The sequence below is a fragment of the Coraliomargarita parva genome (assembly GCF_027257905.1).
GTDB classification, from domain to species: Bacteria; Verrucomicrobiota; Verrucomicrobiia; order Opitutales; family Coraliomargaritaceae; genus Coraliomargarita_A; species Coraliomargarita_A parva.
Map to the genome: position 1 here is coordinate 209,040 of NZ_JAPZEI010000005.1, position 23,892 is coordinate 232,931.

The following is a 23,892-nucleotide window of genomic DNA, read 5'->3' on the forward strand; positions in this document are numbered from 1 at the left end:
GCGACTAGGCCGTCTTGGCCGGTGCCGCGTTCTTGCCGAAAGCCTTGAGCAGGTGGATCAGGCGGTCGCGCATTTCACCGCGGGGGATGATCGTGTCGATCAGGCCGCGATCGAGCAGGAATTCCGAGGTCTGGAAGCCTTTCGGCAGATCCTGCTGAGTGGTTTCCTTGATCACCCGTGGACCGGCAAAGCCGATAAGCGCTTCCGGTTCGGCGATGATGACGTCGCCCAGCGAGGCGAAGCTCGCCATCACACCGGCCATGGTCGGGTTGGTCAGGATGGAAATATAAGGCAGGCCGGCTTCACTGAGGCGGGCCAATGCGGCGCTGGTCTTGGCCATTTGCATGAGGCTGAGGATGCCTTCCTGCATGCGGGCGCCACCGGAAGCGGAAACGATGATGACCGGGCACTTCATTTCGAGGCCACGCTCGATCGCGCGTGTCAGTTTTTCCCCGGCGGCGGAACCGAGACTCGCTGCCATGAAACGGAAATCCATCACCGCCAGGCTGACGGGCATGCCGCCCATGGTGCCGGTCCCGGAGATGACCGTATCCGTCTCCTTGGTCTTTGCCTGGCTGGCCTTGAGCTTTTCGCGATAGGAAGCGGTGGCGTTGAATTCCAATGGGTCGAGGGAGCTGACGCCCGCATCGTACTCGACGAAGCTACCTTCGTCCAACATGGAAGCGATACGGGTGCGGCCGTCGAGGGGGAAGTGGTACCCGCTGCTTGGGACCACCATAAGGTTTTCCTTCAGGACCCGGTTATAGATGATTTCCCCGGTCTTCGGGCATTTCGTCCAAAGATCCTTGGGGATATCTTTCTTTTTAACGGTGACCGTCGAATACTGAGGTTTTCCGAAAAGAGCCATGATGTGTGCTTGGAAAGTTGAAGGTTGGAAAGTGAAAGCTGAGTCTAGCCGTGGCCGATGGTGAGGACTTTGATGCGTCGGGCGCCGGCTTGTCGAAGGACGCTGGCGCAGGCATTGAGCGTGGCACCGGTTGTAAAGACGTCGTCGATGAGGATGTAGTGAGTTTCAGGAATTAGAACCGCATCGGGCTTCAAAGCAAAGGCATTTTTTACGTTCCTGTGACGCTCATTCCGGGCCAACCGGGTCTGAGTCCCTGTAAACTGGATGCGTTCGAGCAGGGATTCGACCCGGGTTGTGCCGCCTGCCCGGGCGGCGAGGGTATGGGCAATCCGCTCCCCTTGATTGAACCCTCTTTCCCTTTCCTTCGCGGGGTGCAAGGGCACCGGCACGAGGCAGGCGTCCTTAAAATAATCGAGATAGCCGGGGACCTGCTCCGTGAGGCGTATAAGGTCCGATAGTACGTAGAAGCCTTGGTGGTACTTGAGCTCGTGGATCAGGCTGCGGCCCGGTCCTTTGGCCAGGAACAAGGTCTTTCCCTCGTCGAATACCGGCGCCAGTTCCGCACAATGGGGACAGGTTTTGGGGCCTGCCAGCTGGCCGAAGAAGGGATAGCCACAGGTGCTGCAGGCGGGCGGGACGGCCAGGAACAATTCCCGGCTGCAGCGACGGCAGAGGAACTGGAGGGGCGAGTCCTCGATCGCTTCCGAGCAATGGACGCAGCTGCGGGGAAAGACGAGGTCGGCCGCGGCATGGAAAATCTGCTTGAGCCGTCCGTTCATTGGGGCTGTGTCGGTGAGGCGGTGCTTATGACTTGGCCGATTTTATCTTACTGAATATCAGGTAGGCGCAGGCGATGCCGACCACAAGCAGGGAAATGGCGAGGATAGGTCTGAAGACAATCCAGGCCACCGCAATGGTGACCAAGCCGACGAGCCCGGCCAGCAGGAGCGCGATCAAGCCTGTGCCGGCTTCGACCAGATTGCCGATGAAGGGCACGACATCCGCCATGACCGAAATCGGGGCCAGTATCATGTTAAAGCCGATGAACAGGATCACGAGGCCGACGCCGCGTAAGACCCAAGTCAGGAACTTGTTGCTGTCCTGGGCAATCTGGATCATGGCCGGAGCGGAGACGAGTCCGGTTTCGAGCAAGTGGATGGTCCCGCCGGCTTTGGTCTGATAGGCTTGGAAGCTGTTGCCGGTTTGGGCGGCAACGATGCTAATGTCTTGTTCCGGGGCGACTTTGAAGCTGATTCGGATGTCTCCGATTTCAGGGCTATCCGGATTCTTGCCGAAATAGAGAGTGGTCGGGCTCTGCGTGTGCTCGCCGAGGTTTGAGGGCGGGCTGTAGTCGCTCGGAAAAGTGTAGGTTTCACTCGTCCCGATCATTCGGATCTGGCTTGTGGTAAGTGTGAACGCACCGAGTTGGACCGGGATTGCGACAAAACTCTCGTTGCGGAAGCGTATTTCCGAGGGGTTGGCATGTTCCTGCGGATGCTTGAACCGGGACGAGTCGATGTGCTGCGCACTCCATGATTTCGTGTAATCATAGGTGGTGACGGTTTCGGTGCCGCCGCCGAGTTTCTTTTTGGTTTCTTTCGAGGTCTTTTCCTTCCACTGGTACATTTCGACCTCACGATTCAAGGCGAGGGCGGGCACTTCGACTTTGAAGAGCGGATCGCTCGCGGTGGAACCGGCAAGGGCATGGCCGCTTAAATGGACCAGCTTCCCCTCATTGCCGGGCAGTACCGATTCGGGGGAGACTGCGACCACTGCGCCGGCCCCCTCCTTCAGTGTCTTGTAGCGTTTGACCGCACGCCCTTCATTCCACGTCAGGAGGGCGACTGCGACCAGCACGGCGATGATGCCAATAAGGATGCCTTTGAACGCGCCACCAATCCGGGAAAACCAGGACGCGCTCGAGACCTCGGAAAATGAGTCAGGAGCCATTGTATCGGAGCAAATCTATGTACTTTTTAGGCGCTTTGAAGGCGGACCCAGCCGGAGTCCGGATCATTGCCCGCACAGTCGAGGCCCACTTGTACTTCGTAGAAGTGCTCGGCATATTTACCACGGTAAAAGGCGGGTGCGGTGCTTGGAATGGTCACCTCGCAAGACCATGTCTTGCTTTCATTGGCGGCGAGCTCACCGGCGCCGTCCACGACGGTTTCCATCTCAAAGGTGTTTTCATGGCGGCGAATCCGTTCGGTGGAGTTGCCGTCACGGTCATGGAGGTCGATCGTTTCCCGCCCGCGAATCTTCACATAGACCCGGCTGTAGGCGACGGTGGCATCTTTGGCCAGCGCTTGGATGTCGAGTGCCACCGGTTGGCCTGGTGCGACAGGTGCGGCGGAGACAGTTACTTTTGCGGCGTTGCCGGTGATGGCGTTCGCCATTGACTTAACTTTATCGAATAGACCCATGGTTGATTTGTTGTTTGTTGCCTATGAAGGACTTGTCTTTTTTTGCTAATCAAAAGACCAGCTTGCAAGGCAATTCAGGGCGTTAGTCTTTCAACCGTTGTTCCGGTGGGCGCGTGGCTAATAGATGAGGGAACCCACCAGGCCGCAGCCCAGGACGATCGACCAGGGAGGCAGCTTCAGCTTGTACAGGCCGACAAAGGCGAGGGCGGCGAGGCAGGCATCGATCCAGTTGTGGATGCCGTGGCGGAAGACGGGGTTAATGAAGGCGGCAAGGAGCAGGCCGACGACGGCCGCATTGGCACCGAGGAGACCGGCGCGGGCCCAGAGCCGGTGGCGTATCCGGTCCCAGTAGGGTACGAGCGCCAAGACGAGGAGGATTCCTGGCAGGAAAATCGCGAGTACGGCGAGGAGTCCGCTCAGCCAGTGCGGGTGGAATGGGCTGGCAGCGGTGCCGATGAAGGCGGAGAAGGTGAAGAGCGGGCCGGGGACCGCTTGGGCGGCACTGTAACCGGCGAGGAAGTTGGCGTTGCTGAGGAGTCCGCCGCCCACGACACTGTCGCTGAGGAGGGGCAAGACGACATGGCCGCCTCCGAACACCAGGGCGCCGGCCCGGTAGTGGAGTGCATAGAGTCCGCCGGGAGCGGCCGGCGGGGTCAGGAGCGAAAGCAGTAGGAGGCCGGCGAAGATGGAGAGGGCGGTCAGGGCGAAGCGGTGGCTCCCTTTGGCCTGGACCGGCTCGAAATGCCCGTCGGCAATGGTTTTGCGATAGAATAGGTTGCCGAAGAGTCCGCCACAGAGGATGGAGGCAATCTGCATGTAGATGCCCGGCAACAGGACAATGGCGGTCGCGCAGACGGTGGCGAGCAGCACGCGGCCGGGGTCCGGACAAAGCTTGCGTCCCAGATCGAGTACGGCCTTGCCGACAACGGCGACCGCAGCCACCAGCAGGCCCCGGATAACGGGTTCGGCTTCTGCTTCGAAGGCCTGCAGCCCGTAGGCAAAGCCGATCATGAGCAGGACGGAAGGCAGGGTGAAGCCGAGCCAGGCGACGCAGGCACCCGCCAGTCCGGCGCGGTGCCAGCCCACACAAAAGCCCAGTTGGCTGCTGGAGGGGCCGGGGATGAATTGGCAAAGGTTCAGTAGCTCGGCAAAGCGTGACTCCGAGAGCCACTGGCGGCGATTGATGAATTCCTCCTTGTAGTAGCCGAGGTGGGCGACCGGCCCTCCGAAGCAAATACAGCCCAACCGGAAATAGATCCAGAAGATCTGTAGCAAAGATTCGGTGTGGCCCATGCGCCCACTATCTACCGACTCCGCGCGCTTTGCCTAGGAAAAAGCGCTGTTTGCGGCGGCTTGTCCCGGGGCCTGCTTAGCGACTGAGGAGGTCGACGAACAGGTCTGCCATGCTGTCTGGGTCGACGCTGTAGATCACCTCGACAGGGCGTTCGCCCAAGCCGGGGGTGCTTTCTTCCGGCCATGTCAGTATCGCTCCATAGTTCGGGCCGGGCATGGTGTCGACCCCGATCCAGACGGTGTTGCTCGCGGTCACGATATCCGGATGGAGCCAGACCGCGGCCTGGACTTCATCCCAGAGGGGAAAGCCGGCTTTCGCGATCTGGTCGACATATTGGGCGACCTTGCTGCCGCTCGATGCGATCTGGTCGAGGAGTGCCTGAGTGCCAAAGATCTTTTCGGAGCTATCGCCTGTTACAAGTGTGATTTTGGGGAACGGGCTGGTGTGCACGATGTGAGCCGCCTCCGGATCCCATATGTAGTTGAAGCTCATGCGAGGCGCGTAGGCGCTTTGGAGTGCAAACGAGCTGTGCTTCGTGTAGAGGGGGCGATTGAAGTTGCCGCCCATTAAACTTAGTTCTTTGACCCGGCTTGCGAACTTGTAGTCGAGACGTTGGGCCAATGCGAGATTAGTCATTGGCCCCATGGCGATGATGGTCACCTCGCCCGGGTATTTCAGGGTTTGTTCAATCATGAACTCCGCCGCAGTGCCCGGGGACGGCTGGATGCTCGGGTGGCCTTCTTCGAAGGGAGGAATGACGTCGGGGCCGTGGTAGTCGGCTCGCGTCATCTCGTCGCTGGTAGGCCAGGTTTCGGTCCACGCGCCCTTGTACCCGAGCTTGCCGTAGCGCTGTTCGCGCAGCTCGGTGAGTGCTTTGCTGTTCACCAGCGGATAGGTGGCCCCGCCGATCACCGGGATGTCCGTGCGATCGATCAGTTCGAGCATGCGCAGGGTGCGCGCCGTTTCTTCCGGTTGCCAGCCGTCGCCGCTGACCGTGGTGATTCCGAGTACCTCGACGTCCGGCGACTGTAGGAGCATGAGCATGGGCTGCATGCCCGGACCTTCGAAGGCGTCCTGGTCGATGATGACTTTGCGTTTTGCGTCGACACGGGATAGGCAGGCGCAAGCGATGAGGGTGAGGGTGATGATTTTATGCATGCAGCCCGCAGAACCAAGAAAGGTGCCAATGCGTGAATGAATCCGGATCCTTCCGTTCCCGGCGGCCTGCTCAGGTGATTCATGAACCCGGCGCGTCCGGCCGTCATCCGGCTGACGCCGGATAGCTACACCGGTTTCCCTGAATTGGGCCTCTGGCGGACGCGCGGAAGCGCGTCCCTCCAGGGACATCGCGCGTGTCTGTATGGGGCTGCCAACAAAATGGAGGCCCGCCCTCCAATGCATCCCGCAACAATGCGATGCACAATCTGGAGGGCTGCGCTCCGTCGCAGCCGCGCAAAGGCGCTTGGGCTCGAAAGCGATTCACGCCGCTTGATTCGATTAAGAAACCACACGACCGAATCGCGGCAATGACGGAGCATTGCCCTCCACGCATTCCATACCCTTCCAAAGCCTATCCCAGAAATCGACGATGAACCAGAATGGCACGGACTTAAGGCAATGATCCGTAGTGGCGACTTCAGTCGCCAGCAAGTCGACGCACCTGCAGGACGTAATATGGCAGCTAAAGCAGCCACTACCGCCCAAAGCCTCGATCGGCCCAAATATTCAATTCCCCTCATTAAGTCCGTGCCATTCACGATGAACCACGAAAAAGGGCAGCCGGAAGGCTGCCCTTGTGTCGAAAGTGTCGTTCTTCGGGTTTATTCGCTCCCGTTGTCCGTGCGGAAGGGAGTGACTGGGAGACCGTTGCGATCATAGAGGTTGACCACCGGATTTGTGGCCCAACCGTAGCGGACGGCGACGGGCTCGGCGACTGCTTCGCTCGATACCTCGAGGGTATCTTTGCCGGTGATTTTTGCGTCGGCCCAGACGAATTCCTTGTCGGCTCCGGCAATGGCGAATCCCTCTATCTTTGTGGTGTCGAAACTGTAGAGGCCTTTGTCGATGTTTTTGAACTTCAGGCTCACTTTGTTACCTTCGATGTTCATGCCGTCGAAGCGTGGGCTAGCTGCCGCCATATCAAAGCCGTAATCATTGGCCAGTGCATGGCGCACCAAACGGTTGGCGACGGTTTGCTTGTCACGCGGGTGGATGTCGCGTCCTTCGCCGAGATCGATGATGACTGCCTCGCCCGTCATGAGCAGGGCATCAAGGGTCATGGTTTGAGCTTCACGCAGCCCAGCCCAGCCGCCTTCGGATGGCTCCGTTTGCTCTTTGGTGAAATCCGCCAGCTGCACCCAGTAGAAGGGGAAGTCGCCTTGGCCCCAGTCGTCCCGCATCATTTGGATCATGGTGGGGAAGAGTGTTTGATAGGCTTTGGCCCGACTGGAATTGGCCTCGCCTTGATACCAGATGATGCCCTTAAGGCCGTATCCAATCGTTGGATTCAGCACGCCGTTGAAAATGTTGGCTGGACGGTGCTGGTTATAGCGGGGATCGCTGGGCCAGCGTGGTTTCGAGCCTTTCTTTGTTTTGTTCCACTCCTCCATCTTGGCATTGTATTCGGCTTTTCTCTGGGCGTAGATTTCGTCGGTCATTTCCGCGCAGGCTTTATCCGAATTTCCGATATAGTCGTCGCAGACGCCGGTGGCCTTGAGTGTGTCGCGGTCGATCCATGCCTCAATCGCGGAGCCGCCCCAGGAATTGTCGACTAAACCGATCGGCACTCCGGTCGCTTCCTGAATGCGGCGTCCGAAGAAGTAGCCGACTGCTGAAAAGTCACCAACTGTTTGAGGGGAACAGACTGCCCAACGCCCATTGAAATTATCCTTCGGCTCCTGGGTGCCGACACGAGGCACTGTGATTAAGCGGATCTTGGGATTCGTGGCTGAAGCAACTTCGACTTCTCCGTTATATGTATTCTTAACGGCAAATTCCATATTGGATTGGCCTGAGCAGAACCAGACGTCGCCGATTTGGACATCCTCGAAGCTTAGGGTGTTGCTCCCGCTGACAGTCATTTCGTAGGGACCGCCGGCTTCCATTGGTTCCAGCTTTAACTTCCATTTACCGTCGGCGTCGGCCTTGGTTGCGTGGCTTTGGTCGCCGATTTTTACAGTGACGGATTCGCCGGGGTCAGCCTTGCCCCAGACGGGGTTGGCCAGCTCGCGCTGGAGCACCATATGGCTGCCGAAAATGTTCGGCATCGAGACCTCCGCCATACTGATAGCGGAGGTGCAGAGACTAAGGATCAGAATCTTAGCAGTTTTCTGTTTCATGGGGGATTGACTCGGGTTGAAAGCGGGGAGGGTAGCTTTCGAAGGCTCAGTCGTGCCGGATACGCATTTTCTCGGCCCGGTAGATGGCCAGTAAATTTTCGAAGTCCTCGCCACGGGAGGCGCTGCGCAGGCAGTAATCGTAGCGGTCGCAGTGTTCGATCTCGCCGAGTGCGACCTTCATGCGCCGGGCGATTTCGGCCTCATCGTCGGTGCCGCGTGCGCGAAGACGCTGCTCCAGTTCGTCGAGGTGGGGCGGCATGATGAAGACGCTGGTCACACGGCCTTTCAGGCTGGGGTCGGTCTGGGCGGCGTGGCGGAAGGTTTCGGCGCCTTGCACATCGATATTGAGGAGCAGGTCCACTCCGACCTCGAGTTTGCCCTGCACGGCGCTCTTCAGTGTGCCGTAGAGATTGGTATGCACATTGGCATATTCGAGAAAATCACCGGCTTCGATTTTGGATTCGAAGGTCAGGCGATCGAAGAAATGATAATCGACTCCGTCCTTTTCGCCTTCACGCGGCGGGCGTGTGGTGGAAGTGATGACGCGCTGGATCTGTGCCTGTTCGGCCAGCATACGTTGGCAGAGCGTGGTTTTTCCGCTGCCTGCGGGCCCGGATACGATGAGTAGGAGTCCTTGTCGATTGATGCAGCAGTCCACAGAAAGGAATCAGTAGGTGAAGGCGACCGCGAGCAAGACCAGGCCGTAACTGGCGAAAAGTCCTCCGAAGATACGGGGACGGTTTTCCACCTTGTAGAGCCAGTTGAGGAAGTCGCGGAGTTTGTAGGGGCTGGCGCCCAGGATGAGGGCGATGACAATTGCGAGATACACGAAACTCACGAGGAATAGGCGGGAAGCCGGCGGTTGCATATAGGCCGAATCCAGAAGGACACCCGCGGTGAGCAGCATGAGCGCGGCGAGGCCGCGGACGGCCAGGAAATCCGGCACAAAATAGAACGAGCCCACGGCCACGACCAGAAAGCCGATGAACAGGAGTTGCTTGTACTGGCCGAAATCCGCCGGGCCAAGATGCAGGACCTTGTAAAGAAACCAAGCGGTGGCGGCACCGAGCAGAATGACGGCGGCGATTTTCGACCTGGGAAAGGCTTTCGCGCTCTCGGCCGAACGTATCCCGTGCCAGAGGAAATGCCCTCCGAAGGCCAGCAGGAATATGCCGGTGAATAGCGTGGCTTGAAATAGAGACATCGTGAAAATTGCTAAGGGAAGCGATTATCTAATGAGCCTTTCGCGGGTCGAAGCAAGCGAAGTTCTCATTACTTTCCTGTTCGCTTCGCATTTGAGGTTCATGGTCAATGTCCTGGGGACGGCATTGAAAGGCCGTGTGGGAGTGGTGTCGCGGGTGCCCCTTTCCGCTTTATCTTTCACGTCGTGCTGCGGCATTGCCATGGGACTCAGTGTTCTCTAGTCGGGAATGATGGATCTCATACTTGGAGGAATGCGTCGGGCGGTGGACCTTGTGGTCTTCGACTGTGACGGGGTGCTTTTGGACAGTATGCAAGCGAAGGTGGAAGCCTTTCGAGCCTGGATTCCGGAAGCGCACCTGGATCAGGCGGAGGCCTTCATGCACGTTGTGATGCACAGTTTTGGCAAGAGCCGGACTTGGCAGGTGCAGAATTTCTACCGCAATCTGCTGAAAGCGGATGTGGACCAGGTCTTTCTGGATGCCGAAGTCGCCCGATTCACCGACATCTGCGAGCCCATGTGCGAATCAGCCGGTTGGCGTGTCGGCTCGAAGCAGTTTGTGCAGGCCTGCATCGATGCAGGGGTGATGCGTTACGTCTTGTCCGGAGTGCCTCAGGAGCCGCTGGAGGCCATGTTGAGGTCCAATGGTGGCGCTGGGCTCTTTGATGTGATCATCGGCTCGCCTCCGGCCAAACCGGAGAGTATGGAGCGTATTTTGAAGGAAACCGGTGTGTCCGCAGAGCGGACGGTCTTCGTCGGTGATGCCAATGCCGATCAAGTGGCCGCGTTGCACGTGGGGGCGCATTTCGTCTATTTCCCCTCACTGGCGGCACGACCGGAAGCACCGGTCCAGACCGAGGTGGAGAATTTGCTCCAGCTCTTACCGGACGGGTAAGCCGTCATTTAGAGGGGAATTTGGCCTGCGTGTTGCTTATGAAAGGGAACTCACGGACCAATGACAGCCTCTGCGGCCATTGATGGACGCTGTTAGCGGTTCATGGGGTTGAATCGCAGTTATTTTTCATAGGTTAGTAAGGTAAAGAAAGGGCGGCTCGTTTTGGGTCGCCCTTTTAGCTTTAGGAAGCGGGGGTGGGGACGCGTCACTTGTTGTGAGCGACGATTTGTTCAACGGTATAACCCCGGTCTGCGAGGCCCTTCAGGATGCCGTCCGGTCCGGCAATGTGGCCGGCCCCGACGAGGGCAAACTCGATTTCCGGCGTCTGCAGCATCGCTTCCAGCAAGGGAATCCAGTTGGCATTCCTTTCTGCCAGCATGGACCGGTAAAGCGCCGGGTAGTCCTCGCGCATTTCCGTGATAAACAGGGCTTCCATGCCCTTGAGGTCGCCCTCTCGCCAGATGCGGATGAGTGCATCCATCATACTCTCGATTTGTTCGAGGTCCTGCATGCTGTAGAGGACAAACTCACTGGGGTTGTCTTCCCCTAGGTCGGCGATGAGCGCGATCTGTGTTTCTCCGGATTCCAGGGCGCCGATGGCTTTTTGATCTTTTTCGGCTTTTTTCGCGTAGTAAAGATCGACGCCGTCCTGGCTGATGCCGGCTTTCATGAGCTCCTGCATGGTCACCATGTTGACGGCCATGCCCGGTTTGATGCCGGCGAGGACTTCGATGGGAAGGCCGGCTGCTTTGCTTTTCTCCGCGAGTGCCTGGTAGGCCTCGGCCGAGAGTTCGCTTGTCAGGGTCTTGCCGGCATCGTAACGACAGGCACTGAAGAGTTTGGCGGCGAAGGCCGGGTTGCTCAGGTTGGCGGGGTCCATCTCGAAGACCAGCTTGGCGGAGGCGGCATAGGCTTGCTCGTACTCGGCCGGGAGCGGGAAATCACTGCTTCGAAGGACATGGCAGGTTCCCCCGATGTAGAGCGTGTTGCCGTGGCCGCTGATTTTCCAGACCGAGCTCTGGGCGGGAAGTGTGGCGGCCGGTAGCAGTAAGGCTGCAACGATGAAATAGCTCAGGCGCATGTTGCTATGGGATGAGAACAACCGTCCGACCGGTCCAGAAATTGACGAGCAGGAAATGGAAGATGTAGACGATCATCGCTTGGCTGTCAGAGGCTCAGCACTTGGCTGATGCGGGATTCGACCGTTTCGATCAGTTCTTTCCAGTCGTGCAGGTGTGCGTCCCGGATGTTCTTGTAGACAGCGCGCTCCGTGATAGCCAGTGTATTTCCCAATTCCTTTTCCGTTTGTCCTTCGAGTAGTCCCAACAGGATTTTCAGCCGGTTGCGGTTCCAGTGGCTGGTGCTGCTCCAGAGCAGACGGATGAGCGGGCTGACCATGGCTTGCATCGGACGGGCGAGGCCACCCATCGACAGCTGTTCGTCCGCGTGCTTCATTTTCTCGATTTGCTCCCGCGCACTATGGAAGGCGGGGCCATCCATCCCGATCGCTTGTGTGGGATTGATGGCGGTGCTCAATGCCCCGATGCCAATGGCAAAGCGGCAGCTTGCCGGTGCGATCAGCTCACGGATGGCAAAAATGCTGTGGAAGAGCCCTTTGCCGGAGTGAAAGACGGCCTGAAACTCATCGCCTAGCGTGATGGTGTAGGGGGAGGCCAGTGAGGGGTTTAGGGAAAGACGTTCCAGCCCCTGCTGCAGTCTTACCTGTAGTTCGTCCCGCTTTCGGATGGCTTTGGACTCTATCAGGTCGCCGATGACCACCGCATAGCGTGTTTGTTGATGAGTCATTAAAGGAAATGTACCGAATTAGTTCATTTTGTCAATTTAGAACCGAAATGGTTCGATATGTTAAATTTGAACTAAATTAGTTCTTTTGCCTCTGGGTGCCGTTCCGCATATCGCCGGATATAGCTGCAGAGCGGCTCGACCCTCAGGTGCTTTTCCCGGGCAAAGTCAAAAGCGGCCTCCGCCAGTTGGGCGGCCAGGCCTTGTCCGCGCAGGGAGTCGGGTACATAGGTCCGGTGGATCTGCATGTAGTGCCCGCTTATTCGGTATTCCAGAACGGCGGTACCTTCGGGTTGAACAATCTGAAAACGTGAATCCTGCGGTTGGTGCTCCGGGTGCGGCATTGTTGTAGTTTGGCTGAACTGCCGCCGCGAGGAAAGTCATCGTTTGCTTAGTCTCGTGACTTGAGGCGCTGGGCACTTTTTACCAGCAGCGCTTCCAGTCCCGTCCGGTCGATGCTGCGGATGACGGTGGCGGCTTGTTCGCCGAGTTCGGGTTGATAGCCTTCGTTCCATGAGAGGGTGTCGCCATAGCCGGGGCCGAAGCTGGTATTGTAGTCCACGTATAAGTTCTCCGCTTCAAGGCTCAGTTCGGGCTCCAGCCAGACTGCGCCGGCAATCACATCCCACATGGGAGAGCCGGTTTGCCAGGTCTTCATGACTTCTGCCATTGGCTCGGGTGCTGCCGTGATCAAACGGTCGAGCAGTTCGGGCGTAAATTGTGTGCCGGTTGAGGGGTCGACCGGAATCACGGTGATTTTCTTCCAAGGGGCGCGCGAGACGATGCTGGCGGCTTCGGGGTCCAGCCGGATATTGAATTCGCGGCGGGGCGAGTTGCCAAATTCGCGGGCATATTCACTGGCAACCTGGTTTTGGATGCGCTGGCGCGGATTGAAGCTGCCTCCCATGTAGACCAATTCCTTGGCCAAGCTGGCGAATTCCGGGTCCAGTCGCTGGGCCAGTGCGAGATTGGTCATCGGACCGCCGGCAAGGATGGTGATCTCGCCGGGGTGGGCGTGGACTTGCTCGATCATGAAGTTCACCGCGTGGGTCTGGATCGGCTCGATCTCTGGGTTGCCCCATTCCAGATCGACCGGATCGTTGGGTTCGTAGTAGGTCGGAAGGTCCTGGATGGTATCCTCGACCCATTCCTTCATCCACACGCCTTTCCATGTGAGCTTGCCGTAGAGAGCTTCCCATCGCTTCGTTTCAAGCTCGGTGTTCATGAGCGGATAGACGGCACCCAGTGCGACGGGAGCGTCGGTGGCATCGACCAGTTCCTGCATGCGAAGCACGAGGGCGGCTGCCCGATTGGGATAGCTGTTCCCTACCACAGAAGTGAAGCCGACGATTTCGATGTCTTCTGCACCCAGAAGCAGCAGGTGCATCAAGCCGACCCCATCATCGTCGACGATGACTTTGCGGGGAGTGGCATTCAAGTTTTGCAGCGCAAGCGCGAGTAATGCGGCGAGAAGGAAGCCGGCCAAGACGAAGCGCTGTTGTATGAAAAGACGTGAATTCATTGTTAGCCTAGTTCTTGTTCAATTGCGCGAGGTTCTGAAGCAGAAGTGCCTCCAGACCTTCACGGTTGACGGATCGGATGACGACCGCGGGTTGCTCGCCGAGACCGGGTTGATAGCCCTCGTTCCATGAGAGGGTGTCGCCGTATCCGGGGCCGAACTTGGTATTGTAGTCCACGTAGAGCGTATCCTGTTCTTCGATGAGACTGGGATCGAGCCAGATGGCACCGGCAATTTCATCCCAGAGAGGGAAGCCCGGCTCCCAGTTTCGCATGACTGCAGCCATGGCCGGCGGGGCAACATCGGCCAGTTTGTTGATGAGTTCCGCGGTGAGTTGCGTGCCGGTGGAAGGATCCACGGGGATGACCGTGATCTTTTTCCATGGTGCGCGGGAGGCAATGCTGGCGGCTTCCGGGTCGAGGCGGATGTTGAACTCGCGGCGGGGGGAGTTGACGAATTCCCGGGCGAATTGCGCGGCCACCTCATTGTCCAGGGTTTGGTGCGGGTTGAAGCTGCCACCCATATAAATGAGTTCTTTGGCCAGGCTGGCAAACTCGGGATCCAGACGCTGGGCCAGTGCAACATTGGTAAAGGGGCCGCCTTCGATGATCGTGATTTCCCCCGGATACTTCCGGACCATCTCGATCATGAAATTGGCGGCGATGGTATCGATCGGCTGGGTCGTCGGGGCGCCCCAGGGCAGGTCGTCGATCGGATCGTTGGGGCCATAGTAAGTCGGCGTCTCCTGTATGGTATCTTCCACCCACTCTTTCATCCAGGCCCCTTTCCAAGTCAGCTTGCCATACAACTGTTCCCAGATCTCGGTTTGCCTCTCCGTATTGAGCAAGGGGTGGGTGGCGCCCTCGGCGACCGGAATGTCGGTGCGGCCCACCAGCTCAAGGCCGCGCAACTCGTAGGCCGTGACCCGGTTTGCCCAGGAGTTTCCGGTTACGGAGGTGATGCCGACGACTTCCACGTCCTCGGAGCCTAAAAGCAGCATGTGCATCAGGCTGAAGGAGTCGTCATCAATCAGGATTTTACGCTTGGCGCTTTCGGCGGCGTGTCCGCTCGTTGATAGCAGCGCGCAAACGGCGAGTAGGCTGCCGGCGCTGAGTATGGTAGGAATGATTTTTAGCATCCGGCTCACCTAGCAGGGGAGATGCCAGTGTGCGGGTGCGTGCTTTCCATAAGCTTATGGTGGATAGCTTCTTATGGCCGGTGCGGGTCGAGCCGCGGCGGACGGTCTAGGCTTCGCCGGCTTCTTAGAGGCAGGGATAGCTCTCTTTGGCTTCCTGCTTGGAAATATCGTTGGCTTTGCGGCCCAACCAGCGAAGGGCGTCCTCACGCTTGTCAAAGACGCGCATGTTGCGCACCGGCTTGACGATGTCGGCATGCGACTTCGCTTTGGCTGCGACTGTCTGATTGTTGATCAATACTGCGGACCGACCACTGCCGCCACTGTAGACGGACTCGAACAGTTCGACGATCTCATCCTGTTCCTCTGGTCCGAACATGAAGTTGCAATCCAGCATGTCCGTAAACGCATCAAAATCCGGGTCGAAATCCTTGTGCATGGAGATCTCCATCAGCACATACTTGATTTCATCGACTGTCATGTCGCCGGCATAGGTGTCATGGATGAGGCACTTGTCCGGATTTATCTGAAAAACGTGGGGCATCGTGTAGCTAGCTGTGATTCAATAGCTTAATTATAATGAGTAGATACTTTTGAAGAGTAACGCAATATTTTTACATGAGGGGCAGTGTGTTAGCTTATGGACGGCACCCTGTATAATGATATTGAATGCTACATTAAAGAATTCCTAACGAAAGCAATCAGGTTAGCTTAATTTAATGCAGACAAATTAGTCTTTAAGTCAAAGTGCCTGCGAGTTGCGTGATCAGTCAGTCAATTGACCCGCAGTGGAGGTGTCGATAGACACGTCCATTTCCTGTCCCAGATAGATCGGAAGTTCTCCGCGATCGAAACTGTAGATCGCTTGCACCACCCGGGTGTCGATACGTTCGGTGCTGTTGCCGGTCAGGGTCTTTTTCGGGACGAGATAGGGTTCGATGCGCACAAAGTGCAACTTTGCCTGGATCTCCGGATGTCCGCGGAGCTGGGCGATTGCGGGGGTGTCGGACTTCAGTCGCCAGGCATCGTATTCGTCGACGTCGACCCGTAGGTAGAGCGGGTGGACCGATCCGAAGCGTATGAGCGGGGTGGAGCCGGCTGTGTTGGAGCTGGAGTCGGCGAATTCTCCGGGGTGTATGTTAATTTGAAGGACCTGCCCGTCGCAGGGGGCACGGATGGTAGCCCGTTGCAGGGTGACTTCTGCGGCCTTTTCGGTTGCGGTGGCACGGGCGACTTCCGCTTCCGCGTGTTTGGTCGTGTAGAGGCGTTTCCGGTAGTCCTCGTCGCTGATGATGGACTTGGCGTGGAGTGCTTCGGCCAGGCCCAATTCGTAGTTCGCTTCATCCCGGGTGGCTTCCGCGGCGGCTTTTTCGGCACGGCGTGTGGCCAGCTCCGCCTGAAACATTTGGTCGTCGATTTTGAAGAGCGGGTCGCCCTGTTGGACCTCACTTCCGCGTTCGACGTAAACTTCACTGATGATGCCACTGACTTGTGTGCCGATTGCGATGTCGCCGGAGCTCGCTTCGACGATCCCCGTTCCGGCCAGTCCATCGGGAAATGGCGTTTGCTTCGGCGTGTTTTGCTGAACGGTTTCGTCCGGCTGGTGTTGGTTCGTGATTTCGAAGAGAACCAGCGCGAAGCCTGCGAGGGCCAGAACTGGGATGAGGTATTTCTTAAGCATCGTCAGTCCTTTCATTGATCTGCGTTGGCGCGGATACGACCGTCCTCCATCTGGACGATACGGTCTGCGAATTCAAAAATACGCGAATCGTGGGTGACCACAACCAGTGCGCGTGCTTTGTCGGCGGCAAACCTGCCGAGTGCCTCCATGACTTTGTGTCCGCTGTCCGCATCGAGCGCGCTGGTCGGTTCGTCGCATACCAGAATCCGCGGATCATGTGCGAGGGCGCGGGCCAAGGCGGTGCGCTGCTTTTGTCCGCCCGACAGTTCCTTCGGGAGGGCGCGCCGGGCCCGTTCGTCGAGGTCGAGCTCGGCCAGTAATGCGTCGGCGCGTTGCATCGCTTCGCGGTGGTCGACCTTGTTGATGCGGAGCGGAAGGCTGGCGTTTTCGGCCGCGGTCAGGCTGGGAATCAGGTCGAAGGATTGGAATACGAAACCGATGTGTTCGCCGCGAAACCGGGTGCAGGCGTCCCGCGACATCGTTTTGAAATCATGCCCGAGCACGCTGGCCTCGCCCCCATCCCGGTCGATCAAACCGGCGAGAACGGAGATCAGGGTGGTTTTGCCGCAACCGGAGGGGCCAGCCAGCATGAGTAACTCGCCCGCATACACATCCAGATCGATCCCCCGGAGGGCCTGCACGGCGGCGTTGCCGGAGCCGAATGTCTTGGTCACTCCCCTAAAGTGGACGAGTGCTTCGTTCGCGGACGCGTGGACTGCTTCGGATTCGGGCATGGTCTTGTTTGGCTTAATAACCGGTTAGGATGGTTGCCGGTTCCATTTTGAAAACAGGGCGCATGGAAAGGAGGGCCGCGACCGCACACACTAGGATCACGGCTAGGATGCCGACCAAGGGGGCGAACCATAGGAAGAGGAAGGGGAAGGTGTTAGCTTGGAAGAATGAGCCGGCAATGATGCACAGCCCGAGGCCCACCCCGGTGCCGAGCGCGGCGCACACGCTGGTTTGCACCGCCAGCATGCGAAGCAGCACGCTGCGTGTGGCCCCCATGGCGTTGAGCACGGCGTAGTATTTCAAGTTCTCCGTTGTAAACATGAACATCATCACCCCCGTGACCCCAAAACCGACCAACATCGCGATGGTGAGCATCGTAACCGCATCGCCTACGTCTTCCGAGTGCTCCAGTGTCCAGAGGAGGGTGTCGGCTTTGAAGTCCGACGAGCTGCGTGCGCGGAGCCCGGTCTCGCTTGCGATTTGTGTGGCCAGGTTTGCGGCGGAAGTGCCTTCGCTTGCCTGGATCAGCACATAGCTAATGCGCCGCCGTTCCGGCGGTAGGATCTGTCGGGCGGTCGAGTTTGTCGTAAAGAGTAGCGGACGGGGAGGAAAGCGGGGTAGGGCGTTCGAGCGTCCCATGATGCGGACGAGCGTATCATCGACAGTCAGCTCGTCACCTGCGCCAAGCGGCCGTAAGGCTGCATCCAGATGAGGTCCGTCATGGGGCCATTGGTCCGCGGCTTCGATCGGCGTGCCCAGTTTGCCGATGGTTCCCCCGTCATCGGCGACACAGGCACCTGAAAGCCGGAGATGATTGCGGTCGATGCCTTCTTCCAGTGGCGGCAAGCCCGTCAGGTCGGCATCGTCGACTCCGATGACCTGAACGGATTGAAAGCGGCCGTTGGGAAAGCGTGCGTCAATGGTGCCTATGATCATAGGTGTGGCCGAGACGACTCCGGGCACGTTCTTCACCCGGTCCAAGGCCGAGTCGGGCAAGTTGAAGGGGTGGTCGACGGATCGGACCGCCGGATCCATGACCCAGACGTCCACCTCCGGATTTTCGCTGATCAAGGCGAAGCTCCGGGTCATCATCCCGCTGAAATAGGCGACGGCAAAGGTGACCAGAAAGGAGGTGAAGGTAATGCCAAGCAGGAGCCCAATGTATTTTGCGCTGTCCCCCATCAACATTTTCAGCGCAATACGATTCATCAGCCGGAATGACGTCCTCCTTAAATAATCAGACTAGCGTAAGCCACTTGGAGTTCCAAGTGGAAAACGCCGCTAACGTTCAGGTTGAAGGACCTCGAAAATCGTTGGGTCCCTCCGATTGGGAGGCTAACTTAGCAAGCCGTCACGCCTCAGGAGCGCGTCCGGATCGGGGTCGCGGCCCATGAAGTCCTTGAAGAGCTTGGCGGGATCCTCCGAGTTGCCCTTCGAAAGGATCTTTGACCGGAAGTCGCGGCCGGTAGCCGGATTCAGGATGCCTTCCTTCTGGAAGCGGGTGAAGGCATCGGCGTCGAGTACCTCGGCCCACTTGTAGCTGTAGTAGCCGGCGGCGTAGCCGGTCGCACTGCTGAAGAGGTGGCTGAAATTGAAGACGTTCGACTTCGGCTGGGTCTTGAACTCGGAGGTATAGCCCTCCAGGGCGGACTTGATGAAGCTGTCGAGATCGGCCTTGTCGGAATTCGGCCAGTTGATGTGCAGCTCGAGGTCCATCTTGCCGAAAGACAGTTGCCGCATGTTGGCACTGGCCTTCATGTAGTTCCGTGCTGCGATCATCTTGTCGAAGAGTTCCTGCGGGATCGTTTCGCCGGTTTCGTGGTGACGGGCGAAGCGGTCGAGGCTGATGCGTTCCCAGCACCAGTTCTCCATGATCTGGGAGGGGAGTTCGACGAAATCCCAGGCCACATTGACACCATTCAGTGACTTTACCTCGACGTCGCCGCAGAGGTGGTGGAGCAGGTGTCCGAATTCGTGGAAAATGGTTTCAACTTCACGATGGGTGAGCAGGGCGGGCTTGCCATCGACCGAGGGCGTGAGGTTGCCGCAAATCAGGCCGAGGTGCGGGGTCTTGGGGCCTTCGTCGGACCTGTTTCCGGTGCGCAGGTAGTTCATCCAAGCGCCGCCGCGCTTCGACTCGCGCGGGTGCCAGTCGGCATAGAAGGAACCACGATGCTCGCCGGTTTCGTCGAAGAGGTCGTAGAATTTGACCTCCTCGTGCCAGACTTCGGGGCGAGATTCGTGATCCGGGATACGTGATGCGGGATGACTCTGACTCGCATCCTGTATCTCGGATCCCGTATCACGATACTCACAATCGCGTTCCTTGATCTTGAGCTGGAAGATCTCCTGAGCGATGTTAAACATGCCGGCAATGACGCGGTTGATCGGGAAGTAGGGACGCAGGGCTTCTTCGTCGAAATCGTAGTTCGCCTTGCGTTGTTTTTCGGCCCAGTAGCCGGATTCCCACGGTTCCAAGAGCTCGATTGTGGTGCCCTTGGCGTCCGCCTTGAAGGCGCGCAGCTGCTCGGCTTCGGCTCGGAATTGGCTTTCGACTTTGTCGTGCAGTTCTTCGCTGAAATCCAGAGCGGCCTGTCCCGAGCCGACCATGCGGCGTTCGGTGACAAGATCCGCGAAGTTCTTCTTGCCGACGAGCTGGGCAAACTCGTGGCGTAAATCCAGAATCTCGCGGACCAGTTCCTTGTTCTCATAGGGCTTGTTGCGACCCACGCCGGTATATGCGGTCCAGACTTCTTTGCGCAGCTCGTCATTGTCGCCGTAGGTGAGGACGGGGATGAGTGAAGGCGCTTGCAGGGTGAAGCGCCAGACGGGGGCCTTGTCGTCGCCCTTGCCCTTTTGCTTGGCGCTTTGACGGGCGGCATCGAGGGCAGAGAGAGGTAGTCCGGAAAGCTGTCCCCTGTCAGTGACTAGTTTCTCCCAGGCATTGGTCGCATCGAGGCAGTTCTCGGAATATTTCTGTGTTAGCTCGGCGAGGCGGCGTTGCAGCTCGGCGGCACGCTTCTTTTTCTCCGGTGGCAGGTCGGCGCCTTGTTCCCGGAAGTCGGCCAGAGTCTCTTCGACATAGCGCTGTTTGGTCGCTGAGAGGCTTTTGACTGCATCGCTTTCCCCATAGGTTTTGAGTGTTTGCCAGAGCGCGTCGTTGAGCGGGATGCCGGAAAAGAACTCGGAGACTTTCGGTAGCATGGCGTTGTAGGCCTTGCGCAGCTCGGGGCTGTTGCAGACCGAATCGAGATGACCCACGAGGCCCCATGCGTGGTTCAGGCTTTCGAGCGCGTCATCGAGTGCGGCCAGTGTGTTCTCGTAGCTCAGGTTTTCCTTTGGTTCCGTGTTGCGAGCAGCGACCGTATCCACCGCGGTCTGTGCGTCCTCCAGGGCTTTGGTGATATCCGGCTCAATGGCATCGGGTGTCAGTGTGGACCAGCGAATGTGGAAGTCGTCTTGGAGGAAGGGATGGGACATATCTGAAGTGGTAATGTACAAAAGTATGAAAGTGTAGAGTGAAAGTGCTTGATGCTGATGCTGGCAACTACGGATGCTAATTTCTGACCAAGGTTTCTTTGAAAATCTTTGCGGAAACGGGCTCTTTGCCTAAGTTGCGCGCCATGGCAGAACACAAAGCAATCCGTCACCATGAATTTGGGAAGCCTCAGGACGTCCTGAAACTGGAAACAGTGCCCACGCCCGAGCCGGCCGCTGGTGAGGTGCGCGTCAAGCTATTGGCGGCGACGATCAATCCGTCCGACTATGGCATGATCGGGGGCAGCTACGGTCGACTGCGTGAGCTACCTGCAGTTGCCGGCCGTGAAGGGATCGGCGAGGTTGAAGCCCTTGGTGAGGGGGTGACCGGTATTGAAGTCGGTATGAAAGTGCGCTTCCCCGAAGAAGGCACCTGGCAGGAATACGCCTGCATGCCTGCGGCCGATTTGCTCTTTGTGCCGGACGCGGTTCCGGTGGAGCAGGCAGCCATCTCCTTTATCAACCCGCCCACAGCATACTGCCTGCTTAAGAAGGTCGTCGACCTGGAACCGGGCAGCTGGATCGTGCAAAACGCCGGCAACTCGGCGGTGGGTGTCTCCGTGATCCAAATGGCCAAGGCCATGGGCTTCAAAACCATCAGCCAAGTGCGTCGTGAAGAGCTCATCGAACCGCTCAAGGCGATGGGCGCCGATCATGTGGTGATCGAAGGCAGCGGCTGGGCGAAGCAAGCCAAGGAACTGACCGGTGGCGAACCCATCCGCCTTGCGCTCAACTCGATCGGTGGCGAAAGTGCGACCGACCAGATCAAGGTGCTTGGCACTGGCGGCACTCAAGTGACCTTCGGTGGTATGGTGGGCGATCTCGTTCGCTTCCCGACTCGCTTCCTCATCTTCAATGACGTGCGCCTGATCGGTTTCTGGTGGGACAAGTTCTGCAAGACCCAGGGCGCTGAAGCCGTCAAGGAAGTCATGGATGCTGTCTATGCCATGATGGCAGACGGCAGCCTGAAGTTGCCGCTTGAAGAAACTTTCGCACTGGAGGATATCCTCGCTGCTGTCGAAAAGGACAAGGGTCCGCGTTTGGGCAAGGTGCTTCTGAAGCCTTAAGGCAGCTGTGGCACATCCGTAGTCGCACTGCTTTAGCCGTGCGACCTTTTGCCTTTGGCACTGTAACCCGTGAATTCGGGCGACCAGCTTCCTCCCTTACTACAGCTACGGCGGACAGGAAAGCAAGTCGCCTACGTTGTTCGTCTTGCCGGCTGGGGCGCGTAGTCCTCTGGACGGCTTAGGCGTGTACTTTTGGGATGTGTATCTCGATGATGCCGTTATCGACGTTCTGGGTCATGCCTTCCGAGGTCACCGCTTGGTCGAAGACGATGCTTTGGCTGAAACGTCTGATGTGCCGCTCCTGCTGTTGGGGCTGTGAGCTATTCGCTGCGCTATCGGTGCGGGCATCGATGGTCAGAATCTGGCCGTTCAGTTTCGTATCGATTTTCTGGTTCTCGGCATCGGGCAGGTTCACCTTCACGGTATAATCCTTCTGGCTTTCGCTGACTTCAACCTTCGGATTGAGGGCCGTGTTCTGGCTTATCCCTGCACTGGGGCCGAAGTGAGTGAATGCGTTGCCAAACATTTGGTCCATCTGTTCACGCATCCGTTGCATTTCCGCAAAGGGATCCCATTCGTCCGGGCTTAGGGGATCCGGTGTAAGTGGGCGTGAATTGGCGGCTGGCGACGGTTGGTTTACGGCCAGGGGGCCGGAAGATTGATTTGTCTGCGCGACTGGCTGTGAGGTCGTTGTTTGGTCGGATAGACGGTAAAGCCATACCGATTGCAAGCCGACGACGAGTGCCAGCGCGAGGAACAATCCAATTGCCCATTTGGGCAGTTTATTCTGCTGATGATCTGTCATGTAGGTTGTCTCCTATCTTAATTGAAGTTGACTCATTATTAGATCGGCAAAACGCGGGGCATGTTCCGGACCGGACGGTATCTTCTACATTTTAACCAACTTGCTAACAGAAATAGTGTTAAGGGTTCGGCTCATTCATTAAACAATATGATAAGGAGCTGGCATGGCGGGTGCTAAATATAGAATCGCTATGAATCACACTACAGATATCTCCAAAGGCGAATGCGTGAAGCGTCTCAATGCTGCATTCGATGCCGTACTCGATCATGAACGGCTCTCCATACATGTGCGTGCGCACATCATGGAGGCCTTAACCGAGATCCAACGTAGCGTGAAAGGCTGGCGTGCGGATGCGAGGTATGTGCGTCGCAGCTTTGCGCGGCTCAAGGAGTTCATCATGAACTATGTGCCGGAAACATACCTGTCCGGGTTATATGAGCGTGTCGAATCGGCCGCCGATGCCTGCCGTGCGTTGATGGACGAGTTGGATGACTCGTCCGATGTGGCGGTGGAGGGTGAGCAGGTCAATCCGCGCTGGAAACTATCCTTCTAGCCTGACTCCGGGTTGCAAGGCGTTCAAGCCGTTATCGAAGCCAGCTTTTCCAATTCTGGCGGTAGTCTTCGACGTTGCGCCAATCCACCACTCGTGGCTCGGTCGTCAGGGTCGTGGTGTCCGGATCGATTCCCCGGTAGAGCTTGTTGACCAAGATTTCCATGCTCTGGTAGCCCCAATCATAATAGGGGTGGACGACCAGGGCATCGACATAGCCTTGGTCGATATAGATGAATGCAGACGGGGAGGACTGGATGGCGACGCAGGGTAGTTTGCCGGCTTTCCAAGGGAGGGCCGGCATGCCCAATAGTGGCCAGTCGTCGAGAAAGATCCATCCCTGTATGTAGTGGTTCCGGTCCGCTTCTATTGTTTGGCGGATGGTTTCGATGGCGGAGCGATAGTCGGGTTGCGTGGCGACGATCTTTTCGATCCGCTTGTAGCCGAGAACTTCCCGCACCCCTTTGAGCCGGGCCTGCACGCGCTCGTCATCAACCGCGCTGGTGAGGACGGCGACGCGTGCCTGGGTGGGCAGTTTCGGGAGGATCGCTTGGGCGGCCAGACGTCCCGCCTCGGTTTCATCAGCGACGACCGAGGCCAAGGGCTGGATGCCCTTGAGCGATTCTTCAAAGAAAATAATGGATTGGCCTGCCTCACTGGCGAATTCGACGGCGGAGCGGATATTGTCCGAGTCGGATGGGCTGATGATCAGGCCGTCGGCATCCTCGACAAAGAGCATCCCTAGGGCGCCGGATTGGCTGTCACCTTGGGTTTTGTCGGGGGTGAGTACCAGTAGCTCGACGTCGATCGAGTATTTCTGGCTCAGTGCGCGGGCGGCATTCTGGGCTCCAAGGTGGGCTGCTTGGTAGATGGCATCCTCCTGGTCCCGGCCGATAATGCCGATCTTGTATTCACCCAGTACCTCGCGGTTTTGGGCGAAGGTACAGGTGCTAATCAGGGTGAGCAGGCTGAGGACGACTAGACGCATGGATATATTCACCGTTGATGAAGGGGCGGGAACGTCAATCTCAGACATGCCGGAGC

At 58.0% G+C, this 23,892-nt stretch carries 24 protein-coding genes; 3 read left to right on the plus strand and 21 right to left on the minus strand.

Going from position 1 to position 23,892, the window contains the following annotated elements; all coding sequences use genetic code 11:
- Positions 1-4: 4 nt before the first annotated feature.
- The 9 genes from accD to O2597_RS09300 form a co-directional block, all read right to left on the minus strand.
- Positions 5-868 carry an acetyl-CoA carboxylase, carboxyltransferase subunit beta gene (gene accD / locus O2597_RS09260; RefSeq protein ID WP_269524218.1) on the minus strand — a complete coding sequence of 288 codons (864 nt, stop codon included), beginning with the start codon at positions 866-868 and terminating at the stop codon, positions 5-7.
- A 44-nt stretch (positions 869-912) separates the two neighbouring features.
- Complete coding sequence (locus O2597_RS09265) at positions 913-1,647, minus strand: ComF family protein (protein ID WP_269524220.1); 735 nt, start codon at positions 1,645-1,647, stop codon at positions 913-915.
- 25 nt (positions 1,648-1,672) lie between these two features.
- Complete coding sequence (locus O2597_RS09270; RefSeq protein WP_269524222.1) at positions 1,673-2,818, minus strand: TMEM43 family protein; 1,146 nt, start codon at positions 2,816-2,818, stop codon at positions 1,673-1,675.
- 26 nt (positions 2,819-2,844) lie between these two features.
- Positions 2,845-3,291: a hypothetical protein gene (locus O2597_RS09275; RefSeq protein WP_269524224.1), complete on the minus strand. Its 447-nt coding sequence runs from the start codon at positions 3,289-3,291 to the stop codon at positions 2,845-2,847.
- 117 nt (positions 3,292-3,408) lie between these two features.
- On the minus strand, positions 3,409-4,584 hold the full coding sequence (gene chrA, locus O2597_RS09280; protein ID WP_269524226.1) for a chromate efflux transporter: 1,176 nt from the start codon (positions 4,582-4,584) through the stop codon (positions 3,409-3,411).
- A gap of 76 nt (positions 4,585-4,660) precedes the next feature.
- Entirely contained in the window at positions 4,661-5,743 is a 1,083-nt protein-coding gene (locus O2597_RS09285; protein ID WP_269524228.1) for a nucleoside hydrolase, read from the minus strand.
- A 662-nt stretch (positions 5,744-6,405) separates the two neighbouring features.
- Positions 6,406-7,923, minus strand: coding sequence for a sialate O-acetylesterase (locus O2597_RS09290; RefSeq protein ID WP_269524230.1), 1,518 nt, complete (start codon positions 7,921-7,923; stop codon positions 6,406-6,408).
- 46 nt (positions 7,924-7,969) lie between these two features.
- Positions 7,970-8,581, minus strand: coding sequence for a guanylate kinase (gene gmk / locus O2597_RS09295; protein WP_269524232.1), 612 nt, complete (start codon positions 8,579-8,581; stop codon positions 7,970-7,972).
- Between the two features lie 9 nt (positions 8,582-8,590).
- Entirely contained in the window at positions 8,591-9,127 is a 537-nt protein-coding gene (locus tag O2597_RS09300) for a hypothetical protein (protein WP_269524234.1), read from the minus strand.
- Between the two features lie 226 nt (positions 9,128-9,353).
- On the opposite strand from O2597_RS09300, the gene O2597_RS09305 reads away from it, so the two are divergent.
- Entirely contained in the window at positions 9,354-10,019 is a 666-nt protein-coding gene (locus O2597_RS09305; RefSeq protein WP_269524235.1) for an HAD family hydrolase, read from the plus strand.
- A gap of 205 nt (positions 10,020-10,224) precedes the next feature.
- Here the strand turns inward: O2597_RS09305 and O2597_RS09310 are convergent, their stop codons facing one another.
- The 10 genes from O2597_RS09310 to O2597_RS09355 all read right to left on the minus strand — a co-directional run bounded on the left by O2597_RS09310 (position 10,225) and on the right by O2597_RS09355 (position 20,369).
- Entirely contained in the window at positions 10,225-11,100 is an 876-nt protein-coding gene (locus tag O2597_RS09310) for a TraB/GumN family protein (RefSeq protein ID WP_269524237.1), read from the minus strand.
- Positions 11,101-11,186: 86 nt separating this feature from the next.
- Positions 11,187-11,825 (minus strand): SatD family protein, encoded by a 639-nt coding sequence (locus tag O2597_RS09315; protein ID WP_269524239.1) that lies wholly within the window; start codon positions 11,823-11,825, stop codon positions 11,187-11,189.
- 71 nt (positions 11,826-11,896) lie between these two features.
- Positions 11,897-12,166, minus strand: coding sequence for a GNAT family N-acetyltransferase (locus O2597_RS09320; protein WP_269524241.1), 270 nt, complete (start codon positions 12,164-12,166; stop codon positions 11,897-11,899).
- A gap of 47 nt (positions 12,167-12,213) precedes the next feature.
- Positions 12,214-13,344, minus strand: a complete 1,131-nt coding sequence (locus tag O2597_RS09325; protein WP_269524243.1) for a nucleoside hydrolase — start codon at positions 13,342-13,344, stop codon at positions 12,214-12,216.
- A gap of 7 nt (positions 13,345-13,351) precedes the next feature.
- The gene (locus O2597_RS09330) at positions 13,352-14,479 is read right to left on the minus strand and encodes a nucleoside hydrolase (protein WP_269524245.1); all 1,128 of its coding nucleotides are present in this window, start codon (positions 14,477-14,479) and stop codon (positions 13,352-13,354) included.
- 124 nt (positions 14,480-14,603) lie between these two features.
- Positions 14,604-15,020 carry a hypothetical protein gene (locus O2597_RS09335; RefSeq protein WP_269524247.1) on the minus strand — a complete coding sequence of 139 codons (417 nt, stop codon included), beginning with the start codon at positions 15,018-15,020 and terminating at the stop codon, positions 14,604-14,606.
- Between the two features lie 222 nt (positions 15,021-15,242).
- Positions 15,243-16,157: an efflux RND transporter periplasmic adaptor subunit gene (locus O2597_RS09340; RefSeq protein ID WP_269524249.1), complete on the minus strand. Its 915-nt coding sequence runs from the start codon at positions 16,155-16,157 to the stop codon at positions 15,243-15,245.
- A gap of 11 nt (positions 16,158-16,168) precedes the next feature.
- Positions 16,169-16,891 (minus strand): ABC transporter ATP-binding protein, encoded by a 723-nt coding sequence (locus tag O2597_RS09345; protein WP_269524251.1) that lies wholly within the window; start codon positions 16,889-16,891, stop codon positions 16,169-16,171.
- A gap of 13 nt (positions 16,892-16,904) precedes the next feature.
- Entirely contained in the window at positions 16,905-18,098 is a 1,194-nt protein-coding gene (locus O2597_RS09350) for an ABC transporter permease (protein WP_269524253.1), read from the minus strand.
- Between the two features lie 126 nt (positions 18,099-18,224).
- Positions 18,225-20,369, minus strand: a complete 2,145-nt coding sequence (locus O2597_RS09355; protein ID WP_269524255.1) for a M3 family metallopeptidase — start codon at positions 20,367-20,369, stop codon at positions 18,225-18,227.
- A 143-nt stretch (positions 20,370-20,512) separates the two neighbouring features.
- Between O2597_RS09355 and O2597_RS09360 the strand changes: the two genes are divergently transcribed.
- On the plus strand, positions 20,513-21,493 hold the full coding sequence (locus O2597_RS09360; RefSeq protein ID WP_269524257.1) for a zinc-dependent alcohol dehydrogenase family protein: 981 nt from the start codon (positions 20,513-20,515) through the stop codon (positions 21,491-21,493).
- A 178-nt stretch (positions 21,494-21,671) separates the two neighbouring features.
- On the opposite strand, the gene O2597_RS09365 is transcribed toward O2597_RS09360, so the two are convergent.
- Positions 21,672-22,298 (minus strand): Hsp20/alpha crystallin family protein, encoded by a 627-nt coding sequence (locus O2597_RS09365; RefSeq protein WP_269524259.1) that lies wholly within the window; start codon positions 22,296-22,298, stop codon positions 21,672-21,674.
- 190 nt (positions 22,299-22,488) lie between these two features.
- Between O2597_RS09365 and O2597_RS09370 the strand changes: the two genes are divergently transcribed.
- Entirely contained in the window at positions 22,489-22,851 is a 363-nt protein-coding gene (locus O2597_RS09370; protein ID WP_269524261.1) for a hypothetical protein, read from the plus strand.
- Positions 22,852-22,882: 31 nt separating this feature from the next.
- Here the strand turns inward: O2597_RS09370 and O2597_RS09375 are convergent, their stop codons facing one another.
- On the minus strand, positions 22,883-23,836 hold the full coding sequence (locus O2597_RS09375; RefSeq protein ID WP_269524263.1) for a sugar ABC transporter substrate-binding protein: 954 nt from the start codon (positions 23,834-23,836) through the stop codon (positions 22,883-22,885).
- Positions 23,837-23,892 lie beyond the last annotated feature (56 nt).

What these genes read in the sequence shown, in the direction of transcription:
- accD (WP_269524218.1), bottom strand. Translation starts at nt 868, where the DNA reads ATGGCTCTTTTCGGAAAACCTCAGTATTCGACGGTCACCGTTAAAAAG.
- O2597_RS09265 (WP_269524220.1), bottom strand. Translation starts at nt 1,647, where the DNA reads ATGAACGGACGGCTCAAGCAGATTTTCCATGCCGCGGCCGACCTCGTC.
- O2597_RS09270 (WP_269524222.1), bottom strand. Translation starts at nt 2,818, where the DNA reads ATGGCTCCTGACTCATTTTCCGAGGTCTCGAGCGCGTCCTGGTTTTCC.
- O2597_RS09275 (WP_269524224.1), bottom strand. Translation starts at nt 3,291, where the DNA reads ATGGGTCTATTCGATAAAGTTAAGTCAATGGCGAACGCCATCACCGGC.
- chrA (WP_269524226.1), bottom strand. Translation starts at nt 4,584, where the DNA reads ATGGGCCACACCGAATCTTTGCTACAGATCTTCTGGATCTATTTCCGG.
- O2597_RS09285 (WP_269524228.1), bottom strand. Translation starts at nt 5,743, where the DNA reads ATGCATAAAATCATCACCCTCACCCTCATCGCTTGCGCCTGCCTATCC.
- O2597_RS09290 (WP_269524230.1), bottom strand. Translation starts at nt 7,923, where the DNA reads ATGAAACAGAAAACTGCTAAGATTCTGATCCTTAGTCTCTGCACCTCC.
- O2597_RS09300 (WP_269524234.1), bottom strand. Translation starts at nt 9,127, where the DNA reads ATGTCTCTATTTCAAGCCACGCTATTCACCGGCATATTCCTGCTGGCC.
- O2597_RS09305 (WP_269524235.1), top strand. Translation starts at nt 9,354, where the DNA reads ATGATGGATCTCATACTTGGAGGAATGCGTCGGGCGGTGGACCTTGTG.
- O2597_RS09310 (WP_269524237.1), bottom strand. Translation starts at nt 11,100, where the DNA reads ATGCGCCTGAGCTATTTCATCGTTGCAGCCTTACTGCTACCGGCCGCC.
- O2597_RS09315 (WP_269524239.1), bottom strand. Translation starts at nt 11,825, where the DNA reads ATGACTCATCAACAAACACGCTATGCGGTGGTCATCGGCGACCTGATA.
- O2597_RS09320 (WP_269524241.1), bottom strand. Translation starts at nt 12,166, where the DNA reads ATGCCGCACCCGGAGCACCAACCGCAGGATTCACGTTTTCAGATTGTT.
- O2597_RS09325 (WP_269524243.1), bottom strand. Translation starts at nt 13,344, where the DNA reads ATGAATTCACGTCTTTTCATACAACAGCGCTTCGTCTTGGCCGGCTTC.
- O2597_RS09330 (WP_269524245.1), bottom strand. Translation starts at nt 14,479, where the DNA reads ATGCTAAAAATCATTCCTACCATACTCAGCGCCGGCAGCCTACTCGCC.
- O2597_RS09335 (WP_269524247.1), bottom strand. Translation starts at nt 15,020, where the DNA reads ATGCCCCACGTTTTTCAGATAAATCCGGACAAGTGCCTCATCCATGAC.
- O2597_RS09340 (WP_269524249.1), bottom strand. Translation starts at nt 16,157, where the DNA reads ATGCTTAAGAAATACCTCATCCCAGTTCTGGCCCTCGCAGGCTTCGCG.
- O2597_RS09345 (WP_269524251.1), bottom strand. Translation starts at nt 16,891, where the DNA reads ATGCCCGAATCCGAAGCAGTCCACGCGTCCGCGAACGAAGCACTCGTC.
- O2597_RS09350 (WP_269524253.1), bottom strand. Translation starts at nt 18,098, where the DNA reads ATGAATCGTATTGCGCTGAAAATGTTGATGGGGGACAGCGCAAAATAC.
- O2597_RS09355 (WP_269524255.1), bottom strand. Translation starts at nt 20,369, where the DNA reads ATGTCCCATCCCTTCCTCCAAGACGACTTCCACATTCGCTGGTCCACA.
- O2597_RS09360 (WP_269524257.1), top strand. Translation starts at nt 20,513, where the DNA reads ATGGCAGAACACAAAGCAATCCGTCACCATGAATTTGGGAAGCCTCAG.
- O2597_RS09365 (WP_269524259.1), bottom strand. Translation starts at nt 22,298, where the DNA reads ATGACAGATCATCAGCAGAATAAACTGCCCAAATGGGCAATTGGATTG.
- O2597_RS09370 (WP_269524261.1), top strand. Translation starts at nt 22,489, where the DNA reads ATGAATCACACTACAGATATCTCCAAAGGCGAATGCGTGAAGCGTCTC.
- O2597_RS09375 (WP_269524263.1), bottom strand. Translation starts at nt 23,836, where the DNA reads ATGCGTCTAGTCGTCCTCAGCCTGCTCACCCTGATTAGCACCTGTACC.